Annotated in this window: 22 protein-coding genes; 8 read left to right on the top strand and 14 right to left on the bottom strand. The window is 60.6% G+C overall.

Going from position 1 to position 22,438, the window contains the following annotated elements; translation table 11 throughout:
* Positions 1 to 6: 6 nt before the first annotated feature.
* The gene (locus tag ACW9IB_RS10350) at positions 7 to 756 is read left to right on the top strand and encodes a hypothetical protein (protein ID WP_457413516.1); all 750 of its coding nucleotides are present in this window, start codon (positions 7 to 9) and stop codon (positions 754 to 756) included.
* Between the two features lie 49 nt (positions 757 to 805).
* Positions 806 to 2,107, top strand: a complete 1,302-nt coding sequence (locus ACW9IB_RS10345) for a hypothetical protein (RefSeq protein WP_457413514.1) — start codon at positions 806 to 808, stop codon at positions 2,105 to 2,107.
* A gap of 115 nt (positions 2,108 to 2,222) precedes the next feature.
* On the opposite strand, the gene ACW9IB_RS10340 is transcribed toward ACW9IB_RS10345, so the two are convergent.
* Positions 2,223 to 3,548 (bottom strand): sigma 54-interacting transcriptional regulator, encoded by a 1,326-nt coding sequence (locus tag ACW9IB_RS10340; protein WP_457366992.1) that lies wholly within the window; start codon positions 3,546 to 3,548, stop codon positions 2,223 to 2,225.
* Positions 3,549 to 3,892: 344 nt separating this feature from the next.
* Between ACW9IB_RS10340 and ACW9IB_RS10335 the strand changes: the two genes are divergently transcribed.
* Positions 3,893 to 4,153, top strand: coding sequence for a hypothetical protein (locus tag ACW9IB_RS10335; protein WP_457413513.1), 261 nt, complete (start codon positions 3,893 to 3,895; stop codon positions 4,151 to 4,153).
* Between the two features lie 66 nt (positions 4,154 to 4,219).
* On the opposite strand, the gene ACW9IB_RS10330 is transcribed toward ACW9IB_RS10335, so the two are convergent.
* Genes ACW9IB_RS10330 through gnd form a run of 3 tightly spaced genes read right to left on the bottom strand, consistent with a single transcriptional unit; the run spans position 4,220 to position 7,544 of the window.
* Entirely contained in the window at positions 4,220 to 5,044 is an 825-nt protein-coding gene (locus ACW9IB_RS10330) for an HAD family hydrolase (protein ID WP_457366990.1), read from the bottom strand.
* A complete protein-coding gene (gene zwf / locus ACW9IB_RS10325) occupies positions 5,041 to 6,564 on the bottom strand; it encodes a glucose-6-phosphate dehydrogenase (RefSeq protein ID WP_457413511.1) in 1,524 nt (507 codons plus the stop codon). The genes ACW9IB_RS10330 and zwf overlap by 4 nt, the downstream gene beginning before the upstream one ends.
* Positions 6,561 to 7,544 carry a phosphogluconate dehydrogenase (NAD(+)-dependent, decarboxylating) gene (gene gnd, locus ACW9IB_RS10320; protein WP_457366988.1) on the bottom strand — a complete coding sequence of 328 codons (984 nt, stop codon included), beginning with the start codon at positions 7,542 to 7,544 and terminating at the stop codon, positions 6,561 to 6,563. Before gnd ends, zwf begins: the two co-directional genes overlap by 4 nt.
* 272 nt (positions 7,545 to 7,816) lie before the next feature.
* Here gnd and ACW9IB_RS10315 point away from each other — a divergent pair, with 272 nt between their 5' ends.
* The 3 genes from ACW9IB_RS10315 (at position 7,817) to ACW9IB_RS10305 (ending at position 10,270) form a co-directional block, all read left to right on the top strand.
* The gene (locus tag ACW9IB_RS10315; RefSeq protein WP_457366987.1) at positions 7,817 to 7,993 is read left to right on the top strand and encodes a DUF6026 family protein; all 177 of its coding nucleotides are present in this window, start codon (positions 7,817 to 7,819) and stop codon (positions 7,991 to 7,993) included.
* A 154-nt stretch (positions 7,994 to 8,147) separates the two neighbouring features.
* Complete coding sequence (locus ACW9IB_RS10310; RefSeq protein ID WP_457413510.1) at positions 8,148 to 9,914, top strand: phosphoethanolamine transferase CptA; 1,767 nt, start codon at positions 8,148 to 8,150, stop codon at positions 9,912 to 9,914.
* A 155-nt stretch (positions 9,915 to 10,069) separates the two neighbouring features.
* Complete coding sequence (locus ACW9IB_RS10305) at positions 10,070 to 10,270, top strand: hypothetical protein (RefSeq protein ID WP_457413508.1); 201 nt, start codon at positions 10,070 to 10,072, stop codon at positions 10,268 to 10,270.
* Positions 10,271 to 10,362: 92 nt separating this feature from the next.
* On the opposite strand, the gene ACW9IB_RS10300 is transcribed toward ACW9IB_RS10305, so the two are convergent.
* From ACW9IB_RS10300 to ACW9IB_RS10285, 4 genes are all read right to left on the bottom strand, one after another.
* A complete protein-coding gene (locus tag ACW9IB_RS10300) occupies positions 10,363 to 10,854 on the bottom strand; it encodes a GNAT family N-acetyltransferase (RefSeq protein ID WP_457366984.1) in 492 nt (163 codons plus the stop codon).
* 164 nt (positions 10,855 to 11,018) lie between these two features.
* Positions 11,019 to 12,131 (bottom strand): cell division protein ZapE, encoded by a 1,113-nt coding sequence (zapE, locus tag ACW9IB_RS10295; RefSeq protein ID WP_457413507.1) that lies wholly within the window; start codon positions 12,129 to 12,131, stop codon positions 11,019 to 11,021.
* 15 nt (positions 12,132 to 12,146) lie between these two features.
* Positions 12,147 to 12,482, bottom strand: coding sequence for a nuclear transport factor 2 family protein (locus ACW9IB_RS10290; protein WP_457366982.1), 336 nt, complete (start codon positions 12,480 to 12,482; stop codon positions 12,147 to 12,149).
* Between the two features lie 53 nt (positions 12,483 to 12,535).
* Positions 12,536 to 13,252 carry a helix-turn-helix transcriptional regulator gene (locus ACW9IB_RS10285; protein WP_457413506.1) on the bottom strand — a complete coding sequence of 239 codons (717 nt, stop codon included), beginning with the start codon at positions 13,250 to 13,252 and terminating at the stop codon, positions 12,536 to 12,538.
* A 159-nt stretch (positions 13,253 to 13,411) separates the two neighbouring features.
* On the opposite strand from ACW9IB_RS10285, the gene ACW9IB_RS10280 reads away from it, so the two are divergent.
* Positions 13,412 to 14,458: an aldo/keto reductase gene (locus ACW9IB_RS10280; protein ID WP_457413504.1), complete on the top strand. Its 1,047-nt coding sequence runs from the start codon at positions 13,412 to 13,414 to the stop codon at positions 14,456 to 14,458.
* Positions 14,459 to 14,772: 314 nt separating this feature from the next.
* On the opposite strand, the gene pepN is transcribed toward ACW9IB_RS10280, so the two are convergent.
* The 6 genes from pepN to ACW9IB_RS10250 are packed head-to-tail and all read right to left on the bottom strand — an operon-like array spanning position 14,773 to position 21,275.
* Complete coding sequence (gene pepN, locus ACW9IB_RS10275) at positions 14,773 to 17,430, bottom strand: aminopeptidase N (RefSeq protein ID WP_457413503.1); 2,658 nt, start codon at positions 17,428 to 17,430, stop codon at positions 14,773 to 14,775.
* Positions 17,431 to 17,443: 13 nt separating this feature from the next.
* Positions 17,444 to 18,274, bottom strand: a complete 831-nt coding sequence (locus ACW9IB_RS10270) for a DUF2797 domain-containing protein (RefSeq protein WP_457366977.1) — start codon at positions 18,272 to 18,274, stop codon at positions 17,444 to 17,446.
* A complete protein-coding gene (locus ACW9IB_RS10265) occupies positions 18,271 to 18,531 on the bottom strand; it encodes a YeaC family protein (protein ID WP_457366976.1) in 261 nt (86 codons plus the stop codon). Before ACW9IB_RS10265 ends, ACW9IB_RS10270 begins: the two co-directional genes overlap by 4 nt.
* Positions 18,532 to 18,547: 16 nt before the next feature.
* Positions 18,548 to 19,417: a rhomboid family intramembrane serine protease gene (locus tag ACW9IB_RS10260; RefSeq protein ID WP_457413501.1), complete on the bottom strand. Its 870-nt coding sequence runs from the start codon at positions 19,415 to 19,417 to the stop codon at positions 18,548 to 18,550.
* Positions 19,414 to 20,388, bottom strand: a complete 975-nt coding sequence (locus tag ACW9IB_RS10255; protein WP_457367047.1) for a metallophosphoesterase — start codon at positions 20,386 to 20,388, stop codon at positions 19,414 to 19,416. Before ACW9IB_RS10255 ends, ACW9IB_RS10260 begins: the two co-directional genes overlap by 4 nt.
* Positions 20,385 to 21,275, bottom strand: coding sequence for an NAD(+) kinase (locus ACW9IB_RS10250; protein ID WP_003217892.1), 891 nt, complete (start codon positions 21,273 to 21,275; stop codon positions 20,385 to 20,387). The genes ACW9IB_RS10255 and ACW9IB_RS10250 overlap by 4 nt, the downstream gene beginning before the upstream one ends.
* 144 nt (positions 21,276 to 21,419) lie before the next feature.
* Between ACW9IB_RS10250 and ACW9IB_RS10245 the strand changes: the two genes are divergently transcribed.
* Positions 21,420 to 22,367 carry a DUF1853 family protein gene (locus ACW9IB_RS10245; RefSeq protein WP_457413500.1) on the top strand — a complete coding sequence of 316 codons (948 nt, stop codon included), beginning with the start codon at positions 21,420 to 21,422 and terminating at the stop codon, positions 22,365 to 22,367.
* Positions 22,368 to 22,438: the final 71 nt, after the last annotated feature.

Below are 22,438 nucleotides of genomic sequence, written 5' to 3'. Positions count from 1 at the left end.
CTGAAGATGAACACTTCCCGTTGGCTGACGGTCTTGTGTCTGGCAGCCTCAATGCCCGCTTATGCTTCATCGGGGTTCAAGCCGATCGAGCTCAAGGATTCGGAAATGGCCGAACTGCGCGGCCGCTACGTAATGCCGGGGCGAATCATCAGCTTCGGTATCGTCATGAGCAGCACCTGGACCAACGCCGTGGGTGACACCATCACCGGCACGGCCAGCATGCAGGTCGACAAGACCACCATCACTCCGCAGTTCTACGTCCAGACCTATGGTTCCTCCGGCACCGGCACCGGCAATGGCCAGCAGCCAACGGGCACCGTCGTCGGTGGCGCCGGCCTGGGCAGCGGCCAGGGCGTGACCCAGAGCGTCCGCGCGGCGGGCGATGGCAACACCGCCAACAACAATGTGGGCATCACCGTCACTGAAAACGGTTTTGCCCCGTCCAATATCGCGCAATCCGGCCAGGTGCTGGTGGCGGGCGGCGTGGTCACCGGCACCAGCGCTGCCGGCGACATTGCGGTTTCCGCCAAGAACGGCGGCCTGCAGATGGCCATTCAGGCCAGGAACAATCAGGGCAACAGCCTTCAACAGATCGGGGGCGGCAACGTGTTGCAGGGGACGGTACTGACCGGCAATACCAACTTCGTCAATAACATCACCCAACTGAATGTCGTGATGGGCAATAACGGACTGAACAACCCGGCGTTGAACTGCAACCTGGATCAACTCAAAGGCCTACGCACTCTCGGTTATTGAACTACGCTGACCCTCGACACTTAAGCATTAGAAAAGGACGGCTTATTTCATGCATCGATCGTTATCGCTACGTGCGGTGGTCTGTTTAAGTACGCTCTTGCCCGCATCCGTTCTGTATGCCGCGCCAGATGCCGATATCGAGACCCTCAAACAGGAACTTCTGGAACTCAAGCAGCGGTACGAAGTGCAACAGAAAGCCCTGGCGGTGCTGGAACAACGGGTGCGCCAGGTAGAGGATCAGCCGGCCACTCCGGCGCCCAAGCGCCTGGCCAAGTCCCCGGCTGACTTTCAGCGAGCCAGCGGCGCGACGGTCGCCGGTACCGGCGCCGCAGCGGCATCGGGCGGTGCAGGTGGCGGCAGTTCCTATGGCCAGGCCCTCAAGGACGATTCGGCGCCCGCGCAAAGCGTCAGCAACCTCTACAACGAGGCCAGCGGCTTTTTCGGCAATGGCAAGTTCAGCTTTGAAACCGGCATCACCTATGCGCGTTACGACGCTCGCCAGCTCACGCTCAACGGTTTTCTGGCACTGGACTCGATCTTCCTCGGCAACATCAACCTGGACCGGATCAAGGCCGACAATTGGACCCTGGACCTGACCGGGCGCTACAACGTCGACAACCGCTGGCAGTTCGACGTGAACGTGCCAGTGGTGTACCGCGAATCCACCTACCAGTCCGGTGGCGCCGGCAACAACGCCAACGCCACCTCGGAAGAATCGGTCAGCCGCGACCCGACCATCGGCGACGTCAACTTCGGCGTGGCGTACAAGTTCCTGGATGAAACCCCTTCCCTGCCGGATGCGGTGGTGTCCTTGCGCGTCAAGGCGCCTACGGGTAAAGAACCGTTTGGCATCAAGCTTGTGCGTTCCACCGCCAACGACAACCTGTATGTGCCGGAAAACCTGCCGACAGGCAACGGCGTCTGGTCGATCACGCCAGGCATCTCGCTGGTCAAGACGTTCGACCCGGCCGTGCTGTTTGGCTCGCTGTCCTACACCCACAACTTCGAAGAGTCGTTCGACGACATCAGCAGCGACGTCAACCAGAAGGTCGGTGGCAAGGTTCGCCTGGGCGACAGCTTCCAGTTCGGCGTCGGTGTGGCCTTCGCCCTGAACGAAAAGATGAGTATGTCGTTCTCGGTGTCCGACCTGGTGCAGCGCAAGAGCAAGCTCAAACCCAACGGCGGGGACTGGCAGTCGGTGGTGTCCAGCGATGCCAACGCTGGCTACTTCAACGTGGGGATGACGATCGCGGCGTCGGATAACCTGACGATCGTGCCGAACCTGGCGATCGGGATGACGGATGATGCGCCGGACTTTACGTTTAGCCTGAAGTTTCCGTATTACTTCTGACTTGGTGGTGGGACGCGGAGCGTCCGGGGAGGCGTTCCCACGCAGAGCATGGGAACGCTCAAGGAAAAGCCCCGCAACGATAAGGGTCGTTGCGGGGCTTTTCGGTTTACCCGCCCTAGCGGATCTGGTGTTTGTGCAGCAACCGGTAGAACGTGGGCCGGGAAACCCCCAGCACGCGGGCCGCGACACTCAGGTTGTCACTGTGCCGGTTGAGCACATCGCATAGCGCCTGGCGTTCGGCGCGGTGCTTGTAATCTTCCAGTGTAGACATCGGGGGCACGATTGCCTGTTCGCCTTGCAATCCCAGATCGACGGCTTCGATCTGTCGCCCTTCGGCCAGCACCAGGCCACGGCGCACGCGGTTCGCCAGCTCACGCACATTACCCGGCCACGGGTGCTGCCCCATGGACACCAGCGCGTCTTCACTGAAACTGCGCGGGCGACGTCCGGTTTCCTGGCTGTAGAAGCGTGAAAAATGGTTGGCCAGCAGGGCCACGTCGCCATGACGGTCGCGCAACGGCGCGGTCACAACCTGCAAGACATTGAGTCGGTAGTACAAGTCTTCACGAAAGCTGCCCTTGGCCACAGCCGCTTCCAGGTCGACGTGGGTGGCGGCCAACACTCGCACATCCACCGGGATGGGTTGGCTGCCACCGACGCGCTCGATCTGTTTTTCCTGGAGGAAACGCAACAAGTTGGCTTGCAGCTCCATCGGCAAATCGCCGATTTCATCCAGAAACAGCGTGCCGCCATGGGCCGCTTCTATGCGCCCGACCTTGCGCTGATGAGCCCCGGTAAACGCGCCTTTTTCGTGGCCGAACAGCTCGGACTGGATCAGGTGTTCGGGGATCGCCCCGCAGTTGATCGCCACGAACGGCTTGGCATGACGTTGGGATTGACGGTGCAGGGTCTTGGCCACCAGCTCCTTGCCAGTACCGCTGTCACCGCGGATCAGCACCGGAGATTCAGTGGGCGCCAACTTGGACAGTAATTTGCGCAGTTCACGGATCGGCCGACTGTCCCCGAGCAATTCATGCTCGGGCTCGTCCACCGCCACGGGGCCCTTGCCGCGCAGCCGCGCCATGCCGAAGGCACGGCCCAGGGTGACCTGAACCCGGGCCACATCGAAAGGCAAGGTATGGAAGTCAAAGAACCACTCGCAGACAAAATCCCCGACGTTCTGCAAGCGCAAAACGTCCTGGGTGAGTACGGCGATCCACTCGGTGCCACTGCGGCCAATCAGCTCCTTGACTGCTTCGGGGCGCTCCAGATGGTAAGGCTGCAGGCGCAGCAAACCCACGTCACAGGAACGATCACCGACCGACTCCAGGGCACAGCTGTCCACTTCCCACCCCGCCGCCCGTAAACCCGGCAATAACCCATGGCAGTCGGCGCACGGGTCGACCACAAGCAAGCGGCGCTGAACGGGTGTGACAACCATGACTAATCCTTGGCGTCAAAATTGTTAAAGTTATTAAGAAACAACGGTTTGTAACGCCTGATGCTAACCCTAGCAAGGTATTGACGCTTCTCTTGTACCGTTTCGCTATAAGTGTTGGCAAAAAGCCATTTAGCTGTATCAGCCGATAAAAAGTTGGCGCGCGCCGAAACTTTCATTCAGCTTTCAAAACAGCCGCTTACATGACTTTGATCAGGAAAAGTTAAAATTTATCGCTCTAACATGTGACCCGTACCCCCGCATCGCGCATCAGTACAAGTAACCCGCCGCACGGTCAGCCCAACCGCCGGCACTCACTTGAATGGGCAATGAGAGAGAAGACCCACATGAACGCCCCGCTCCGCATCAACGAAGCTCTTTTGATCGCAGACCGTGCTTTCCAGCCCTTTCAGTGCGTGGCCTGGCACGATGGACATGGCGCCCTGAGCCTGAGCGTCATCGACCGCACCAACAACCGCATCGGCAGTCAACAACTGTCTTCAAGCGCCTATACCGACCCGGCCCAATTGGAAGACTTGCTGTTGCAAGCCCGCGCCGAGCTCGATAAAGATGGCTACCGGCTGCAATCCTGGGCAATGCCCAAGTAAGCCTGTACAGCAACTTGCGCTCGGAGGGTTCACTGAGCGCAAGTTGCCGCGTTAGAGCAACTATCGTTATTGCGTGGCGAGAATAAACCGTTCGATGGCTTCCGCCGCACCGTCCTCGATATTGCTGCCGGTGACCACATTGGCCTGACGTTTGACGGCCTCTTCCGCCTGCCCCATGGCGATCGACAAGCCGGCGACATGAAACATCGCAGGATCATTGCCACCATCGCCAATCGCCACTGTCTGCTCGAGCGGTACCCCCAGGTGCGCAGCCAGGGTTTTCAAAGCCTCGCCCTTGTTGGCCAGCATGGCCGTCACATCCAGGTACACCGGCTGCGAGCGCGAGACTTGCGCCAGCCCTTGCACCTTCGGCTGTAACCGAGCTTCCAGCTCAACCAGCAGCTGAGTGTTGTTGCTCGCAGCGACGATCTTGTCGACCCGGTCCAGGTACGGCTCGAAACTTTCGACCACTCGCGGTCCGTAGCCCAGGCCATCGGCCTCGCGCGCCACCATGGGCCCGGGCGGATCGCGGCGCAGCCACTCCCCGTCCGCGAACAACCAGACCTCGACGTCCGTTTCCGGTGAAAACAGCGCCAGGGTCACCAGCGCCGCTTCTGCCGGCAGATAGTGCGCCACCAGCACACTGCCATCCGGGTTGATCAGCGTGCCGCCATTGAAGCCTGCCACCGGAATATCGATGCCGAACGCTTCCACCATCTGCAACATGGCCCTCGGCGGCCTGCCACTGGCCAGGCTGAAAAACACCCCGGCGTCGCGCAGCGCGCGCACCGTGTCGATGGTGCGCTGGCTGGGTAGGTGATCGGGACGCAGCAGAGTGCCATCCATGTCACTCAACACAAAACGGATGGGATGAATCGCTGCATCACTCATCCGAGGCTGTGCCAGGTGCGGCCGTCACGGGCCAGCAGCGTGTCAGCCGCCGCCGGGCCGTCCTCACCTGCCTTGTAGGTCTGGATTCCGCCATCCTCCTTCCATGCATCGAGAAAGGGTTGCACCGCCCGCCAACCGTTTTCGATGTTGTCGGCGCGCTGGAACAAGGTCTGGTCACCGGTCATGCAGTCGTAGATCAGGGTTTCGTACCCTGTCGACGGCTGCATCTCGAAGAAGTCCTTATAGGCGAAACCCAACTCGATATTAGCCATTTCCAGGGTCGGCCCAGGCTTCTTCGCCAGCAGATCGAACCACATGCCCTCATTGGGCTGGATCTGGATTTTCAGGTAGGTGGGCTTGAGCTCATCGACATCGGTGTCGCGGAATTGCGCATAGGGCGCCGGCTTGAAGCAGATGACGATCTCGGTGTCGCGGATGCTCATGCGCTTGCCGGTGCGCAGGTAGAAAGGCACGCCCACCCAACGCCAGTTATCGATCATCACCTTGAGCGCCACGAAGGTTTCGGTGCTGCTGTCCGGCGCCACGTTGGCCTCTTCGCGATAGCCCGGGAGCTGTTTGCCGCCGATTTCACCGGCGGTGTACTGGCCGCGCACCGAATTGGCCCGCGCCTCTTCCAGCGACCAAGGACGGATCGCGCCGATCACCTTGGCCTTTTCGCCCCGCACGGCATCCGCGCCAAACGCCGCCGGCGGCTCCATGGCGACCATCGCCAGCAACTGGAACAGGTGATTGGGCACCATATCCCGCAAGGTGCCGGTCTTTTCGAAGAAATTGCCTCGGGTTTCCACACCGACGGTTTCGGCCGCAGTGATCTGCACGTGGTCGATGTAGTGGTTGTTCCAGAACGCTTCGAACAGCACGTTGGAGAAACGGCTGATCAGAATGTTCTGGACCGTTTCCTTGCCCAGATAGTGGTCGATTCGATAGATCTGCTTCTCGCTCATCACCTTGAGCAAGCTGGCGTTCAGTGCTTCGGCGGTGGCCAGGTCGGAGCCGAAGGGCTTTTCGATAACCACGCGACGGAAACCCTCTGCGGTCTCCGCCAACAGGCCGGCGCTGCCCAGGCGCTGAACTACGTCGCTGAAGAAGCGCGGTGCGGTGGCCAGGTAGAACACGGCGTTGTCGGTGCCACTGTCGGCGATTTTCTTGCCGATGTCGGCGTAGGTGCTGTCGTCGAGAAAGTCGCCCTCGACGTAGCTGATGCCTTTGGCCAGTTGGGCCCATAGCTGCGGGTCCAGTGCGTTATCCGCGTTGCCGCGAACCTTGCTCGCGGCTTCGGTGCGAATGAAGTCTTCGAGTTTCTTGGCAAAATCGGCATCGCTGATGGCGTTGTGATCGACCCCTACAATGCGCAGGCCGTCGCCCAGCAGCCCGTCACGGCTAAGGTTATACAGCGCCGGCATCAGCAGACGCTTGACCAGGTCGCCATGGGCGCCAAACAGAAACAACGTGGTGGGTGGAGCAGGTTCAGCCCTGGGTTTCTTGCCGTGGGTGGTCATTTTTTGGGCGTCTCCACGTGACCACCAAAGCCGAAGCGCATGGCAGAAAGCATTTTGTCGCCGTAGGTGCTCTGTTGGCGCGAACGGAAACGGGCGAACAACGACGTGGACAGCACCGGTACCGGAACGGCTTGCTCCATGGCGGCCTCGATGGTCCAGCGACCTTCGCCACTGTCGGCGACGGAACCGGAGTAACCGTCGAGTTTCGGGTCGGTGGCCAGGGCATCGGCAGTCAGGTCCAGCAGCCACGACGACACGACGCTGCCACGGCGCCAGACTTCGGCGATGTCGGCGACATTCAGGTCAAAGCGCTGGTCCTCTGGCAGGTTTTCCGAGTTTTTGGTCTTGAGAATGTCGAAGCCTTCGGCGAACGCCTGCATCATCCCGTATTCGATGCCGTTGTGGATCATCTTCACGAAGTGCCCGGAACCTGCCGGGCCTGCGTGGATGTAGCCGTGCTCGGCGCGGGGATCGGCGCTGGCGGAACGGTCCTTGGTGCGCGGGATGCTGCCCAGGCCCGGGGCCAGGCTCTTGAAGATAGGGTCGAGGCGTTGCACGGTTTCGGTGTCGCCACCGATCATCATGCAGTAACCACGCTCCAGGCCCCAGACACCGCCAGAGGTACCGACGTCGACGTAGTGCAGGCCTTTTTCCGACAGCGTCTTGGCACGACGCACGTCATCCTTATAGTTGCTGTTGCCGCCGTCGATGATTGCGTCACCGTCTTCCAGCAGCGTACTCAGTTCGTTGATGGTGTCTTCGGTGGGCGCGCCCGCCGGCAGCATCACCCAAACGGTGCGAGGCTTTTGCAAACCGGCGACCAGGGACTTGAGGTCGGCGACGCCCGTAGCGCCCTCCTCGCTCAAGCCTTTTACAAAGGCTTCGTTACGGTCATAAACAACGGTGGTGTGCCCATTGAGCATCAGGCGCCGCGCAATGTTACCGCCCATGCGGCCTAGTCCGATAATCCCCAGTTGCATGTGCTGATGCTCCTAACTACTCAAAAAATGTGTGACATAGTTTATAGCGCAATGACGCCAATGAGGGTTAGTCCAGAGCGGATACGTGGAGTTTCATGACAATAAAGTGGCCATCGTTTCACCATCACGGCAGGCAAAGTCACACGACCATCAAAAATAAAAAAGTTCCCTTGATCCAAAAAAGAATTCAGAATTACCTCCGACTGCTGCCGAGAACCTCGACTCAAGCGTTCTGGCACACCGCGACACACCGGCTATTTGCGAGGTAAGCAATGAGCACAGCACAAATGACCCGCCCGCCACAGACCCTCTACGTCACCATCCGCCGTGATGAATTGCGCCAGTTGAAAGACGAGCGCGATCAGTTGCAACAGGAAGTCATGCGTCTACGCTCGCACCTGCAAGGCCAGCTGGATCAGCCGTCCAGTGCGACACCGGCACTCTGCTGAGCCGCGTCATCGTTTTGTAAGATAACCCTTACAAAAATCTCACAAAGTTTTCACACGCCCCTCCCGATACTCCCGGCCCCAACGGCCACCCCGTGCAAGGGTGGCCTCTGTTGCGTGCATCCCTGCGCGCCACTTGGCATTTATCGGGCTGGAGATGGCGATGTTCAAACGCAGCACCACGACTGCGAAAGGCTTTGATTGGTCTGGCCTCGGCTGGCTGTTCCTGTTTTTCTGGTACTTCTCGGGGATTACCCAACTGCTGATCCAACTGACCGGTACTTCCGGCTTCAGTGGTTTCCGTCAGGCCTTCTTCATGAGCGCGCTGTGGTTGGCGCCCATGCTGTTGTTCCCACGCCGCACTCGCCTGCTCGCCGCCTTGATCGGCGTGGTGCTATGGGCGTGTTCCATGGCCAGCCTGGGCTACTTTTTTATCTACCAGCAGGAATTTTCCCAAAGCGTCATCTTCATCATGTTCGAGTCGAACATCGCTGAAGCCGGTGAATACGCCACCCAATACTTTGCCTGGTGGATCGTGCTGGCGTTCATCGCCCACACCGCCGTGGCGATCTTCCTGTGGAGCCGCCTGCGCCCGGTGTACCTGCCTCGCGGTCAATCCTGGCTGGCAGCGGCGGCCATTGTACTGGCCGTGGTGGGCTACCCGCTGGTCAAGCAGATCGCTACCAGCGACAACATGGAGCAGGCCGTCGACCGCTTCGAAACCCGCATCGAGCCGGCGGTGCCCTGGCAGATGATCGTGGCGTACCGTCGTTACACCGAGCAGTTGGACAACATGCAAGGCATGCTCACCAGCGCCAGCCAGATCCCGCCCTTGAAGAACCTCAAGGATAGTATGGCCGGCCAGCCCTCGACCCTGGTGCTGGTGATCGGCGAATCCACCAATCGCCAGCGCATGAGCCTCTACGGCTATCCACGCAACACCACGCCGGAACTGGACAAGTTGCGCGACCAATTGGCGGTGTTCGACAACGTCATTACCCCGCGCCCCTACACCATCGAAGCGCTGCAACAGGTGCTGACCTTCGCCGACGAAGAAAACCCCGACCTGTACCTCAAGACACCGTCGATTGTCAGCGTGATGAAACAGGCCGGCTACAAGACCTACTGGATCACCAACCAGCAGACCATGACCAAACGCAACACCATGCTCACCACCTTTTCCGAACAGGCCGACGAGCAGGTATACCTCAACAACAACCGCAACCAGAATGCTCGCCAGTATGACGGCGACGTACTGGAACCGTTCGCCAAGGCCATGGCCGACGGCGCCGAGCGAAAATTCATCGTGGTGCACCTGCTCGGCACACACATGAGCTACCAGTACCGCTATCCGCCGACCTTCGACAAGTTCACCGACCGCCAGGGCGTGCCTGCCGGGGTCAGCGACGCCCAGTTGCCCACCTACAACAGCTATGACAATGCGGTGCTGTACAACGACTTCGTGGTCTCGAGCCTGATAAAGAGCTACGCGAAGGCCGACCCCAATGGCTTCCTGCTGTACCTGTCTGACCATGGCGAGGATGTGTTCGATTCCGCCGGCCACACCACCCTGGGGCGCAACGAAGGCAAGCCGACTGCGCCGATGTACACCATTCCGTTCATGGCCTACGCCTCACCGAAATGGCGTGAAAACCACGACTGGAATTTTGCCGGCGACCTGCAGCGCCCGTATAGCAGCTCGCAGTTGATTCACACCTGGGCTGACCTGGCCGGGTTGAGCTTCGATGAACTGGACCGCAGCCGTAGCCTGGTCAGCGACAGTTTCAAGCCGCGCCCGCTGATGATCGGCAATCCTTATGAGCGCCAGCAGAAAGGTTTGATCGATTTCAGCCTGATCAAACCCAAGAAGGTCAACACCACGGAAGTCGCGATTCGCGAAGCGGCACCCGCTGCCGGCAAATAACTCAATCACACTTTCCCCCGCCCCAAAGTTAACGAAATCGTTAACTTTGGGCCTGCCTTGAATTAATTCCCACTTAATAAGCCCCGTTCATAGTTGCCCCATGAATCTGATCAAGGACCGACCGGATACCGATCACTTCTAATGGGAACACTGCCATGACCAGCCTGATGACCCTGACTTCCGTTGCCGCCTTTGCAGAAGGCGGTTCGGAGCGTTCGAAGGAGTTCTACAACAACTTCACCTTCATGCAGCAGCAACTTCACGGCACTAACGAGCAAACAGCATCTGCCGACGGCAAGAACTTGCAGCCGACCACGGCAGAACAAGCCGGTGCCGAGCAACAACCGAACAGCTGATTCAACGGTAATACCCTGTGCCACTCCGCTCCTGTGGCAAAGGTTAATTTGGCGCCATTTAATGGCGCCTTTTTTTGTTTTTCATACGGACCCTAGAGCGGTTTGCTCCAGAACAACATGCCGCCATACGCGGGATCGAAGGTCGAATCGCCAAAACCGAACTTGCGATAGGCCGACTGCGCCACCGCATTGCCCTCAAGCACCTCCAGGGTGATCTTGCAGCAACCGCGCTGCCGGGCGATTTCCTCGACCTTCTGCAACATCTTCTGACTCAGGCCCAGGCCACGATAAGCGTCCATCACGACCACGTCGTGGACATTGACCAATGGGCGACAGGCGAAGGTCGAAAACCCTTCAAAACAATTGACCAGGCCCGCCGGCACGCCGCCGACAAACGCCAGCACACTGAACGCATGGGGACGCTTGGCCAACTCGCCCGGCAACTGCTCCAACAAGTCGGCCGGCAGGCCGTGCCCGCCACCCATCGGATCCTCTGCATAATGGTTGAGCACCCGGCCAATGGCTTCGGCATGCACGGGGTTGGTGTAGCTGGCTTGCAACACCAGAATGTCTGGGGTGTCCATGTGCGTCCTCAATCACGACTGCAAGGGAATCGGTTCCCTTTGAGGGGCATGATTGTAAGCGTGGACCCGACAACAGATGAAGGAGATTAACCACAAATCACTGCCTGAAAATGCGAAGGATGCGCACTGCAAAACCCGTGCTGGGGCCGTTTCTGGATTATTTCCTACAGGCTCGAACCAAAGCGGCTCAGTTGCATTTCCTGCAAGCGGCTCAGGGTGCGACGAAAGGGAAACTCCAGGTAACCTTCGGTGTACAAACGTTCGAGCGGCACCTGTGCCTCGATGAATAACGGCACCTTTCGGTCGTAGCACTCGTCCACCAGCGCGATGAACCGCCGCACACTGTCATCATTCACCGACAGCTCCGGCAATTCGCGATCACCCGCCACCACCCGTTCTACGCCATCTTCCGTGCCTCGGGCGATCCGCCCCGGGCGTTTTTGCGCGCTCAGACACGGCACTTCGCCCAGCAGGATCGCCTTGAAGCGGTCACACAACAGCATGAAATCCATCGCCGCCAAAGGCTGCTCGCAAAGATCGGCGTAACGGCACCAGAGCAGCGAGTCGCTGGATTGCACCGTGACCAGTAAGCGATGTCCGACGGCGATCGGGCCACGGGTCACCACCTGCCCTTCAGCCAGTTGCCTGAACAACGTTGCCAGTGCCTCGGGCTGGTTAACCCAGTACCGCTGCACGCCAGCCCCTGGATGCAGGCGATGATCCTCACCGCCATCCACGGCAACCACCTGCATGTGCCGTTCGATCGCGGCAATGCCCGGCAAAAAGCGCTCACGGTTGAAACCATCGGCATATAGCTGACCAGGAGGCTGATTGGACGTGCAAACCATCATCACACCTTCCTCGAACATCACCTGAAACAACCGGCCCAGGATGATCGCATCACCGATGTCATTGACGAACAACTCGTCGAAACACAGCACGCTCACTGCCTGGCTCAGCTCTCGAGCCAGCACCCGCAACGGGTCCTGAACACCGGTGAGCTGGAACGAGCGCTGGTGTACCCAACCCATGAAATGATGAAAATGCTGACGCCGCGCAGGCACGCGCAGGCTCTGGTAGAACTGATCCATCAACCAGGTCTTGCCCCGCCCTACCGGGCCCCACAGGTAGACACCATGGATCGCCGAACCGCCCTGATGCAACGCCTGGTGACACGCCTGCAAGACTTCCACCGCCTGACGCTGAGCATCATCGGTCACGAAGCCCTGTTGGGAGATGGCATATTGATAAGCGGCGAGAGGCGAGTCGAAAGTCATGCCTGCCAGTATGACTTACAGGGAGATATCCAGCCGCGAAATCTTGCCCTGCTCATTCAGGCGAAAGGTATAGCGCAGTTCCAACGGGCTGCCAGGGAAGTTGCCGGACACGATATTGCTGACCAGTACTTTGCCCGTGCGATGCTGCACGTTGAGCACTTCGACACGCGGTTGATAACGGCGCCCGGTGTCCTCCATCCAGCGAGCAATGGCTGCCGCACCGACCTGATGCTGCCCTTCATCGAACACGTTGGCATCCTCGGCAAAGCACTGGGGAATCGCCGAAGTGTCGCCCGCATTGGCCGCCGCGATATAGGCCACGATGGCCGGGGCCAGTTCTGGTTGAGACATGGCACAGCTCCTTTTTTTGATCATTTGTGGCGCCATGCTAAATCAGCGGTGTGTCAGTTTTTGTCAGGAGTGAACGGGCCGGATTCGTTCTGCTCCATCAACTTGCGCCAGCTGCGCAACAGGTCGCTGCGTCGCCCCGGATAGCGCTCGCCCTGGGCGTCGGCCGAAGCCACACGGTCGGTACGAAAGGTGCGGTAGGCACCGCGCAATTCGCACCAGGCCACGATCACTCGCACCTCATTGAGAAAGCCCAGCGCCAGGGGCCAGATCAGCCGCTGGCTCTGGGTCTGGCTGGCGTCTGCGTAATCGATGTGCAACTTGTCCTGACTGCGAATGGCATCCCGAAACACATTGAGCGGTACGCGGTTTTCCGGGTAGCCGAATCCCGGCGGGCCCGGCAGCACCGTGGGGTTGCGCAGGGCTTCCTGGGCCACGGGGTCGAGTACGTCGGCGATTTTCGCCAGGGCATTGGCAGCGGCGCGGCTCAGCACATCATCCCCGCGCTGGTCGACGTAGCGCAGGCCCAGCACGATGGCCTCGGTCTCTTCGGCGTTGAGCATCAACGGCGGCAGGAACAGCCCGCTGCGCAGCACATAGCCGACACCCGCCTCGCCGAAGATCGGCGCGCCCAACGCGGTCAATTCGGCGATGTCGCGATACAGGGTGCGCTCGGACACCTCCAGCTGCGCCGCCAGTACAGCCGCAGTGACCGGACGTTTCTTGCCGCGCAGAGCCTGAAGCAAGGTCAATAGACGAGTGGTACGCGACACGTGGAAGCCACCTGAACGGAAAAGATGGCGCAGCTTAACAGAGGCCCCTGTCAGGAAATGTCAGTAGTCAAAATGCCCCTTGACGGAATAAATGAGCGCGATCATATTAATTACATGTTGCTAAACATTTAATCGAGTCGATCTGTCAGGAGTCTATGCATGCGCAATAAAGTCTTTGGCCGCCGCAGCGGTCTGCAGGTTTCCGAACTGGCCCTGGGCACCGGTAATTTCGGCACGGGCTGGGGCCATGGCGCCGAACGCGATGAAGCCAAGGCGATGTTCGACGGTTTCCTTGAGGCCGGCGGCAATTTCCTCGATACCGCCAACGGCTATCAGTTCGGCCAGGCCGAAAAGCTCTTGGGGGAATTTATCGCCTCGGAACGCGACAACCTGGTGGTGGCCACCAAGTACACCTTGCGCACCCAACCTTCCGATGACGGCACCCTGCGGGTGGGCAACAACCGCAAAAACCTGGTGCGCTCGGTGGAGGAAAGCCTCAAGCGTCTGAATACCGATCGTATCGACCTGCTGTGGACGCACATGAGCGACAACGTCACGCCCATGGAAGAGATTCTGCGCGGCCTCGACGACTTGGTACGCGCCGGCAAGATCCACTACGCAGGCCTCTCCAACTTCCCCGCCTGGCGCATCGCCCGCGCCGATCTGCTGGCCGAAATACGCGGCTTCGCACCCATCATCGGCATCCAGGTGGAGTACAGCCTCGTCGAGCGCAGCGCCGACCGCGAACTGTTGCCGATGGCTGAAGCATTGGGTCTGGGCGCCACACTGTGGTCGCCACTGGGCGGTGGTTTCCTTACCGGTAAATACCGTGAAAGCCAGGGCGACGACCGCGCCAGCAAACTGGGCATACTGGTCCACGCCGAGAAGAGTGCACGTGAAACCGCCGTGCTCGACGCCCTCCTCGCCGTGGCCGCCGAACTGGACGCCACCCCTACCCATGTCGCGATTGCCTGGCTGAGAGAAAAGGCGCGCCGTTCGACCACCACACTGATCCCGATCCTCGGCTCACGAACCCGCGCCCAGTTGGACGCCACCCTCGGTGCCTTGACCGTGCAATTATCCGCCGAACAAGTCACGCGCCTGGACATCGCCAGCGCCATCCCGCTGGGCGTGCCGCACGGCATTATCGCCGAACGTTTCCCTCTCGACATCGGCCTGGATACACCGCGACCGCCGGTTATTTGAGCGCAAAAAAACGGCCTGAACAGGCCACTGAGAAATCAGCGCCACTGGCCGTGTGGTGAGCAGGCTCGTCCTGTCAGCAGTCACGCAGCGGTCTTATTGGGGTCGCTTCGCAACCCAGCGCGGGCAAGCCCGCTCACTACAGAGGCAGTGCACGTTGAGATATTTTTCAGGGCCGCCGAGACCCTTTGTGGTGAGCAGGCTTGTCCTGCGCTGGGCTGCGAAGCGGCCCCATTCGAACCCATGGGTTCTTTCAGGTATGCCGCATTGTCCGGGTTGGGGGCTGCTTCGCAACCCAGCGCGGGCAAGCCCGCTCACTACACAAGGCTCTTGCTGACGACCTCGAACACATCGCTCGACAGTTCGCCGGACGCACGGATGCGCTCCAGCTCAGCTTTCATCAGCGCCTGACGTGCGCTGTCGTATTTGCGCCAGCGGGTCAGCGGCGCCAATTGACGCGAAGCGATCTGCGGGTTGAAGGCATTGAGCTGGATCACCAGGTCCGCCAGGAAGCGATAGCCCGAGCCGTCCGCCGCATGGAAGTTGATCAGGTTCTGCCCGGCAAACGCGCCGATCAGCGCGCGCACCTTGTTCGGGTTCTTGATGTTGAACGCCGAATGTTCCATCAGCGCCTTGACCCGCGCCAGACCGCCCGGCAAGACACTGCCGGCCTGCACGCTGAACCACTGGTCCATGACCAACGGGTTGTCCTTGAAGTTCTCGGCAAACACGGCCAGCGCCTGGGCCTTCTCTGCCTCGAACGGCGAATTCACCAGCACCGCCAGTGCGGTCAGGCGCTCGGTCATGTTGTCACTGGTGTCGAACTGCTCGATGGTCGCCGCCAACACTTCCGGCTTGCCGCTGAGCATCAAGTACGACAACGCGATGTTCTGCAATGCGCGACGGGCGAAATGCTCGGCCGCGGCGACGTACGGCGTCTGCCTGGACAGCTCGCGATTGGCCTGGTATCGCAACCACAGCGCTTCATGCAGATTGTCCGCCAGTTGCTTGCGGGCAAACTCGCGGGCGGCGTGAATGGCGTCCACATCCGCCACCTCACTGATTTCAGTCAGGTACGCTTCGCTTGGCAACGACAGCATTTCCGCGACCATCGCCTGATCCAGGCTATCGTCGCTCAATACCGTGCGCAGCGCGTCGATCAGGCGCTGATCCAGCTTCAGTGGTTGGCCCGCCTGATGCTGCGCGATCAATTCCTGCAACACCTGCACCGACAACTGCTGGCCAGCATCCCAACGGTTGAAGCCGTCGCTGTCGTGCTGCATCAGGAACATCAGTTGGTCGCGGTTGTAGGGGAAGCTCAGTTTCACCGGTGCCGAGAATCCGCGCAGCAACGAAGGCAATGGCTGCTCGGCAATGTCCACGAAGGTGAAGGTCTGCTCGGCTTCAGTCACCGAAATCACACGAGACGCACCACCCGCCGCGGCTTCACCGGCCAGGCGCAGCGCGATACCGGCGCCCTTCCCGTCCAGCAGGCCCAATTCCACCGGGATCACGAACGGCAGTTTTTCCACCTTGTCCGGGGTTTGCGGGCAGCTTTGGCGGAAAGTCAGGCTGTAGGTTTTGGCCGCAGCATCGTAGGACTCGCTGACCACCAGTCGCGGGGTGCCGGCCTGGCTGTACCAACGCTTGAACTGCGTCAGGTCGGCACCGTTGGCGTCCTCCATGGCTTTGACGAAGTCGTCGCAAGTCACGGCCTGGCCATCATGACGCTCGAAATACAGGTCGCTGCCTTTGCGGAAACCGTCGGCACCCAGCAAGGTGTGGATCATGCCGACCACTTCCGAACCCTTTTCGTACACGGTCAGGGTGTAGAAGTTGGAGATCTCGATAAAACTGTCCGGGCGCACGGCGTGAGCCATGGGGCCGGCGTCTTCGGCGAACTGGTGGGTGCGCAGGTACGCCACGTCCTGGATGCGCTTGACCGTGGCCGAGTTCATGTCGGCGGAAAAACCCGAATCACGAAACACGGTGAAACCTTCCTTGAGCGACAACTGGAACCAGTCGCGGCAGGTCACCCGGTTGCCCGACCAGTTGTGGAAGTATTCGTGGGCAACGATCGCCTCGACACGCTGGTGCGCGGCGTCGGTGGCGGTTTCGGCGCGGGCCAGCACGGCGCTGGAATTGAAGATGTTCAGCCCCTTGTTTTCCATGGCGCCCATGTTGAAGTCATTCACGGCAACGATCATGAATATGTCGAGGTCGTACTCGCGGCCATAGGTTTCTTCGTCCCAGCGCATGGACTTCTTCAGGCTGGTCATGGCGTGCTGGCACTTGTCGATGTTTTCCGGTTCGACGTAGATACGCAGCGCGACTTCACGATCAGTCATGGTGGTGAAGGTATCTTCGACGCACCAAAGGTCACCCGCCACCAGCGCGAACAGGTACGCCGGTTTCTTGAACGGGTCTTCCCAAGTCGCCCAATGACGACCGTCTTCACCCGGCCCGCTGGCAATCGGGTTGCCGTTGGACAACAGGATCGGGTAGCGATGCTGCTCGGCAATCACCGTGGTGGTGAACGTGCTCATCACATCCGGGCGGTCGAGGTAATAAGTGATCTTGCGGAACCCCTCGGCCTCGCACTGGGTGCAGAACATGCTGCCGGATTTGTACAGGCCCTCCAGGGCGGTGTTGGTTTCCGGATGGATTTTTACCGTGGTATCCAGGGTAAAAGTCTCACTCTTGGGATGCACCGTCAGGTGACTGTCGGTCAGTTGATAATCTTCGGCCGTCAGTGCCTGATCGGCCAGATTGACGCTCAACAGCTCAAGTTGCTGACCATCCAGCACCAAGGGTGGCAAGCCCGCGCCACGCTCGGGGTTGCGGCGCATCACCAATTGCGCGTGAACCAGGCTGTGGTCCTCGAACAACTCGAAGGTCAGGTGCGTCTCTTCGATCAGGTAGTCCGGCGCCTGATAGTCCTTCAGGTAAATCATCTTCGGTTGTTCGGTGCGCATGGGTGGCATCCTTCTACTGATGCACGGCGAGCTGGTAGGCCGTGTACTTACGAATATTGATCACGCCGGTATCGAAGATCAGGTATTGGCCCTTGATCCCCAGCAGCGTGCCTTCGGCAATCGGGTTCTTGTCCAGGTTGAAACTGACGATCTTGGCCGGATATTGCTCTACCGGGTAGCGGATTTCGAGCGGTTCGATGTCGGTCACAGGCTGGATGGCCTGTAGGCCGAAGCGCTCCTGCAAGCCCAACAGGCCTTCGGCGCAGGCGGCGAAAAGCTCATCACGCACGTGCTTGAGGTCCACCGACGCAGCGTCCCCCTTGAGCAGCGCGCGCCAGTTGGTCTTGTCGGCCACCTGGCTACGAAACAGGTCTTCAACGAAACCCGACTGCTGGCGAGTCGCTACGCGCATGATCGGCAGCGCCTGGCTCGCGCCCTGATCCAGCCAGCGGGTGGGCAGTTGGGTGGCGCGGGTGATGCCGACCTTGATCCCCGACGAATTGGCCAGGTAGACCACGTGATCGGTCATGCAGAACTTCTCGCCCCAGGACGGCTCGCGGCACGTGCCGGCGTCGTAGTGGCAACGCTCCGGGCTCATGATGCACAGGTCGCACTGGGCCAGCTTGGTCATGCAGGGGTAGCAATACCCCTGGCTGAAGCTGGTTTTGGTCTTGCGCCCGCAATGGCTGCAATGGATGGCCCCCAGATATTCGAGGCGCACGTGAGTACCGATCAACGGATTGACCGGCACCTCGGCATCACCCAGGCGAAACGCATATTGAACGGTCGGCTCACCGAGTTGCGCCGACATCTTGCTGACAGCACCGCGACCAATTTCAATCAATGGATCGCATCCGACTTGAACAGGATGTTCGCAATTGGCGCCGACTTGGACGCGCATTCCTGCGGCCCCATGTAGCCGGTGCGCTGGTCTTCCGGCAGATTCTGGATCTCCCAGGCGATTACCGCCTGCAGGGACAGCTCGCGCTGCTCGGCGGTGAGCTTGCGGCCATCGGACCATTTGCCGATTTCCACGGCGAGCTTGAGGCTCTCGTAGATATCCGGCGTGATGTTTTCGATCATTTCAGCAAAAGAGGTCATAAGACGCTTCCTTCTATCAAAGGGCGGCTTTGCGGCGGTTGTACAACCCGCCCAGCAAACCCGTCAGGCAACCGATAAGCAAGCCGCTCAGATGAGCCGCGTTGGCGATTTCGCCGAAACCGATCATGGAGATCAGCCCCGACATGCACAGCACCAGCCAGATCAGCATCATCGCCAGCACCCCGCGAGGCAGACGGTAGGCTGGGTTGGGCGACAATAATTGAAAAATCCAGCAATGCCCGAGCAGGCCGTACAACACGCCGGACAACCCGCCAAACAGGCTCGGGCCGCCGTAGGCGTATTGTGCGTAATTGGAAACCAGGCTGAACAACAGGGTCAGGCCCAGCAGGTTGATACTGCCTTGGCGCACTTCGATGCGCCGGCCCAACTCCCAGTACCACATGCCGTTCATGGCCAGGTGCAGGATGCCGAAGTGGATCAGCATCGGCGTGACCAACCGCCACCACTGCCCTGACGCCAGGCTGTCGGCCAGCGACGTGAACTGGATGTACTCGCCCATCACGCGAAACGGCAGAAAGGTCAGCCAGGCCATGGTTTGCAGGTTTTCACCCAGCAGCGTCAACGCCCCTACGAGGATGCTCGCCAGCAACACCAGCGCCGTGACCGGACTGTGCCGCAGTTGCTGCACAAAACTCGGACGCGTCACCGGCGCCTGTTCGGGAATGTCCAATTGCTGCTCCGGGTCACCGGCAGGAAACCGCTGGTACAACACACGCACGTCGTCGCTGAGGTTTTCCGGTACCCACAACACCTGCTCGCCCGACTCCTCGCTGACGCGATGGGGCACTTGCATGCGTTGCAGCAGTTGGACGAAGCCGCCCAGGTCGACGCTCAGGGGCAGGCGCAATACAGCCACGGCACTCATTGAATGACCTCGGGCCGCTCGACGTCGACCCACACGAATTTATTCGGGTCCAGGCGCGTTTCCTGGTCCAGGCGATACGCCGCCAGCTTGCCGTACAGCACCGCGCTGTAGTCCAGGCAGGCCAGGTTCGGACGGATCGGCGCCGGTTTGCCGCTGCGCCAGTAGTGGCCGACGAACAGCAACGGCTCGTCGACACCGTAGCGCAGCAATGTGTTCTTTTCGGTGGACGACAACGGCATGCGCGCCACCGGCTCCGGCAGGGCGTCCGGTTGAAAGACGATATCGCCGTAGGTCTTGGGGTCGTCTTCCCAGAACTTGGTACGGAAAAACGAACGCGTCAGGCCATCGCCACCCGTCAGCGTCAGGCCATCCGGCAGGCGCATGTCGGTGCCGCGCAGCAGGCGGTCGAACGCATTGCAGGCAAAACTGCCGGGCACCGCGGCCGCTTGCACAAAGTGCGGGTCGATGCAGCCATCGGGAAAAATTGCACGCAGCGGCTCGATCACGCCGGCATCCCAGCACGCATGCACCACCCGGAAGCGACCGGCGTCGACGAACAGCGGCATGTCATAGAACCAGCCGAGGAAGTCATGCCAGTCAGCCGGATGCTGCTCGAATTGCGTCAGGGTTTCATGGATCAGGCGCGCATGGCGTGGCGTATGCTCTCGCACGAACTGCCGACCGCTGCCCGGCGGTGCCGGCGTGGTCCAACCCAGTGCATTGAACTCATGGTTGCCCATGATGCACAGCGCCTGACCGGCCTCGACCATGTCATGGACGATATGCAGCGCCTCGCGGATACGCGGGCCCCGGTCGATGATATCGCCGAGGAACACCGCCATCCGCGACGGGTGGCGCCACACGCCGCCCTGCTTGTGGTAACCCAACCGGTCGAGCAAGTGCTCGAGGGTATGAGCGCAACCGTGCACGTCACCAATCAGGTCGTAGCTACGCGCGGGATCGAGCATCAGTCGCCTCCACCCCCCAAGCGGCTGCCCCAGCCCAGCTTGGTGCGGCACACTTCGTAGTAGTTATGGTCCAGCGGATGGATCAGCCGCAGCTTCTGCGCCTTCTTGCTCACGGTGATGGTGTCACCGGGGGCGCAGGTGAAGTGGTTTTGGCCATCGCAGGACACCTGCGGGTAGATCTGCATGTCTTTGGACACCACGATTTTCAGCTCACTGTTGCCGTCGACCACAATGGGTCGGCTGGACAACATATGGGGGTACATCGGCACGATCACAATGGCATCCAGCTTGGGATGCATGATCGGGCCGCCCGCCGACAGCGCGTAGGCGGTTGAGCCGGTCGGCGTGGCGACGATCAGGCCGTCGGCCTTCTGGCTGCACACGAACTGGCCGTCGATGTACAGCTCGAACTCGATCATCCGGGTGGATTTGCCCGGGTGCAGCACCACGTCGTTCAGCGCGTCCCCCTGACCGATGGCTTCGCCGTGGCGGCGCACTTCGGCCTGGAGCAGGAAGCGGTTTTCCACCAGATAGTGGCCATCGAGCACCTTGGCTACTTCGACTTCCAGCTCATCGGGCCGGATGTCCGTAAGGAACCCCAGGCTGCCCCGGTTGATCCCCAGCACCGGCACATTATGCCGCGCCAGCGCACGGGCGGCGCCCAGCAGGCTGCCGTCGCCCCCCACCACAATCACCATGTCGCACACTTCGCCGAGCATCTTGCGCGACGAGGTCTGCAGGCCGTGGCCCGGGAGAATTTCAGCGATGGTGTCTTCGAGGATCACATGCAGGTGGCGCTCGAGCAGGAATTTTTTCAGTCGGCGGACGGTGTCCAGCACCTGGGTACTGCCCAGGCGACCGATGATGCCGATATTGCGAAATTGCTCCATGGGGCTCCTGCGGGATTCGGGGCGTGGCAAAAAGAAGGATTATGGGCGAAAGGCCGCGTCAGGCAAAACCCTTTGTCGCCGTGAAGGCTTGATGACAACGGTTCTCAGCCACCCACACACAGGTTAAACGGCTATGCTCGGACCATGACTGTGTTCCCCGATCTGCACAACCTGCCCCGCCAACTGCGCCACCCCGAGGTGCGCGACCTGGCGTGGGTGATGCTCGCCCCGCCGATGCTCGCGCAGACACCCTGGCCGCAGCGCCATCCGCTGGCCGGCAGCGACTGGGTGCAGGCCCCGGATCGCCTCGAACGCTGGCTGCGCCAGCTCGACCAGGACAGCAGCACCTTGCAGCAGTGGCTAAGCCTGTCACGCACCCGGCGCCTGGGCCTGTATTACGAGCGCCTGTGGCAGTTCGCCGTGCAGCATGCACCGGGCGTGGAATTACTGGCCGCCAACCTGCCGATCCGCCGCGCCGGGCATACCCTTGGCGAACTGGACATGCTGCTGCGTGATCGCGACGGCGTGCACCACCTGGAATTGGCGATCAAACTTTACCTCGGGCCCCAGGATGGCAACGGTCAGGACACGGCGCAATGGCTGGGGCCGGGCTGTCACGACCGGCTGGACCGCAAGCTGGCGCATCTGGCGCAGCATCAACTGCCGATTTCAATGCGGCCGGAAAGCCGTGAGGCGCTGGCTGCCCTGGATATCCAGCAATTCGATGCGCATTTATGGTTGGGCGGCTACCTGCTCTATCCCTGGCCCGGCCGGGCCGAAGCGCCCATCGGTGCACACTCTCAGCACCTGCGTGGGCGCTGGCTGCATCAGCGTGACTGGCCGGCTTTCGTCGCCGACAGCCCGGCAGGCCGCTGGCAACCGCTGCCCCGGCATGCATGGCTGGCACCGGCGCATTACCTGGCGGATGAAGTCTGGAGCGAGGAGCGCATGCACGGCTGGCTGGCGAATCTGGACCCCATGGCGCCGGCGCAATTGCTGGTGCGGATGGTTCAGGTGGGTGAGGATTGGGAGGAAGCGGAGCGGTTGTTTCTGGTCGCGGACCTTTGGCCGAATGTGCCGGGTGCTGGCTGACGGCTTTTCGGTGTAGTCAAGGACGCCATCGCAGGCAAGCCAGCTCCCACATTTTGACCGTGCCGCCTATC

It is taken from the genome of Pseudomonas sp. SDO524_S393 (genome assembly GCF_054071875.1).
Note: the sequence above shows the minus strand (reverse complement) of the source record. Positions and strands in the feature narration are given on the sequence as shown.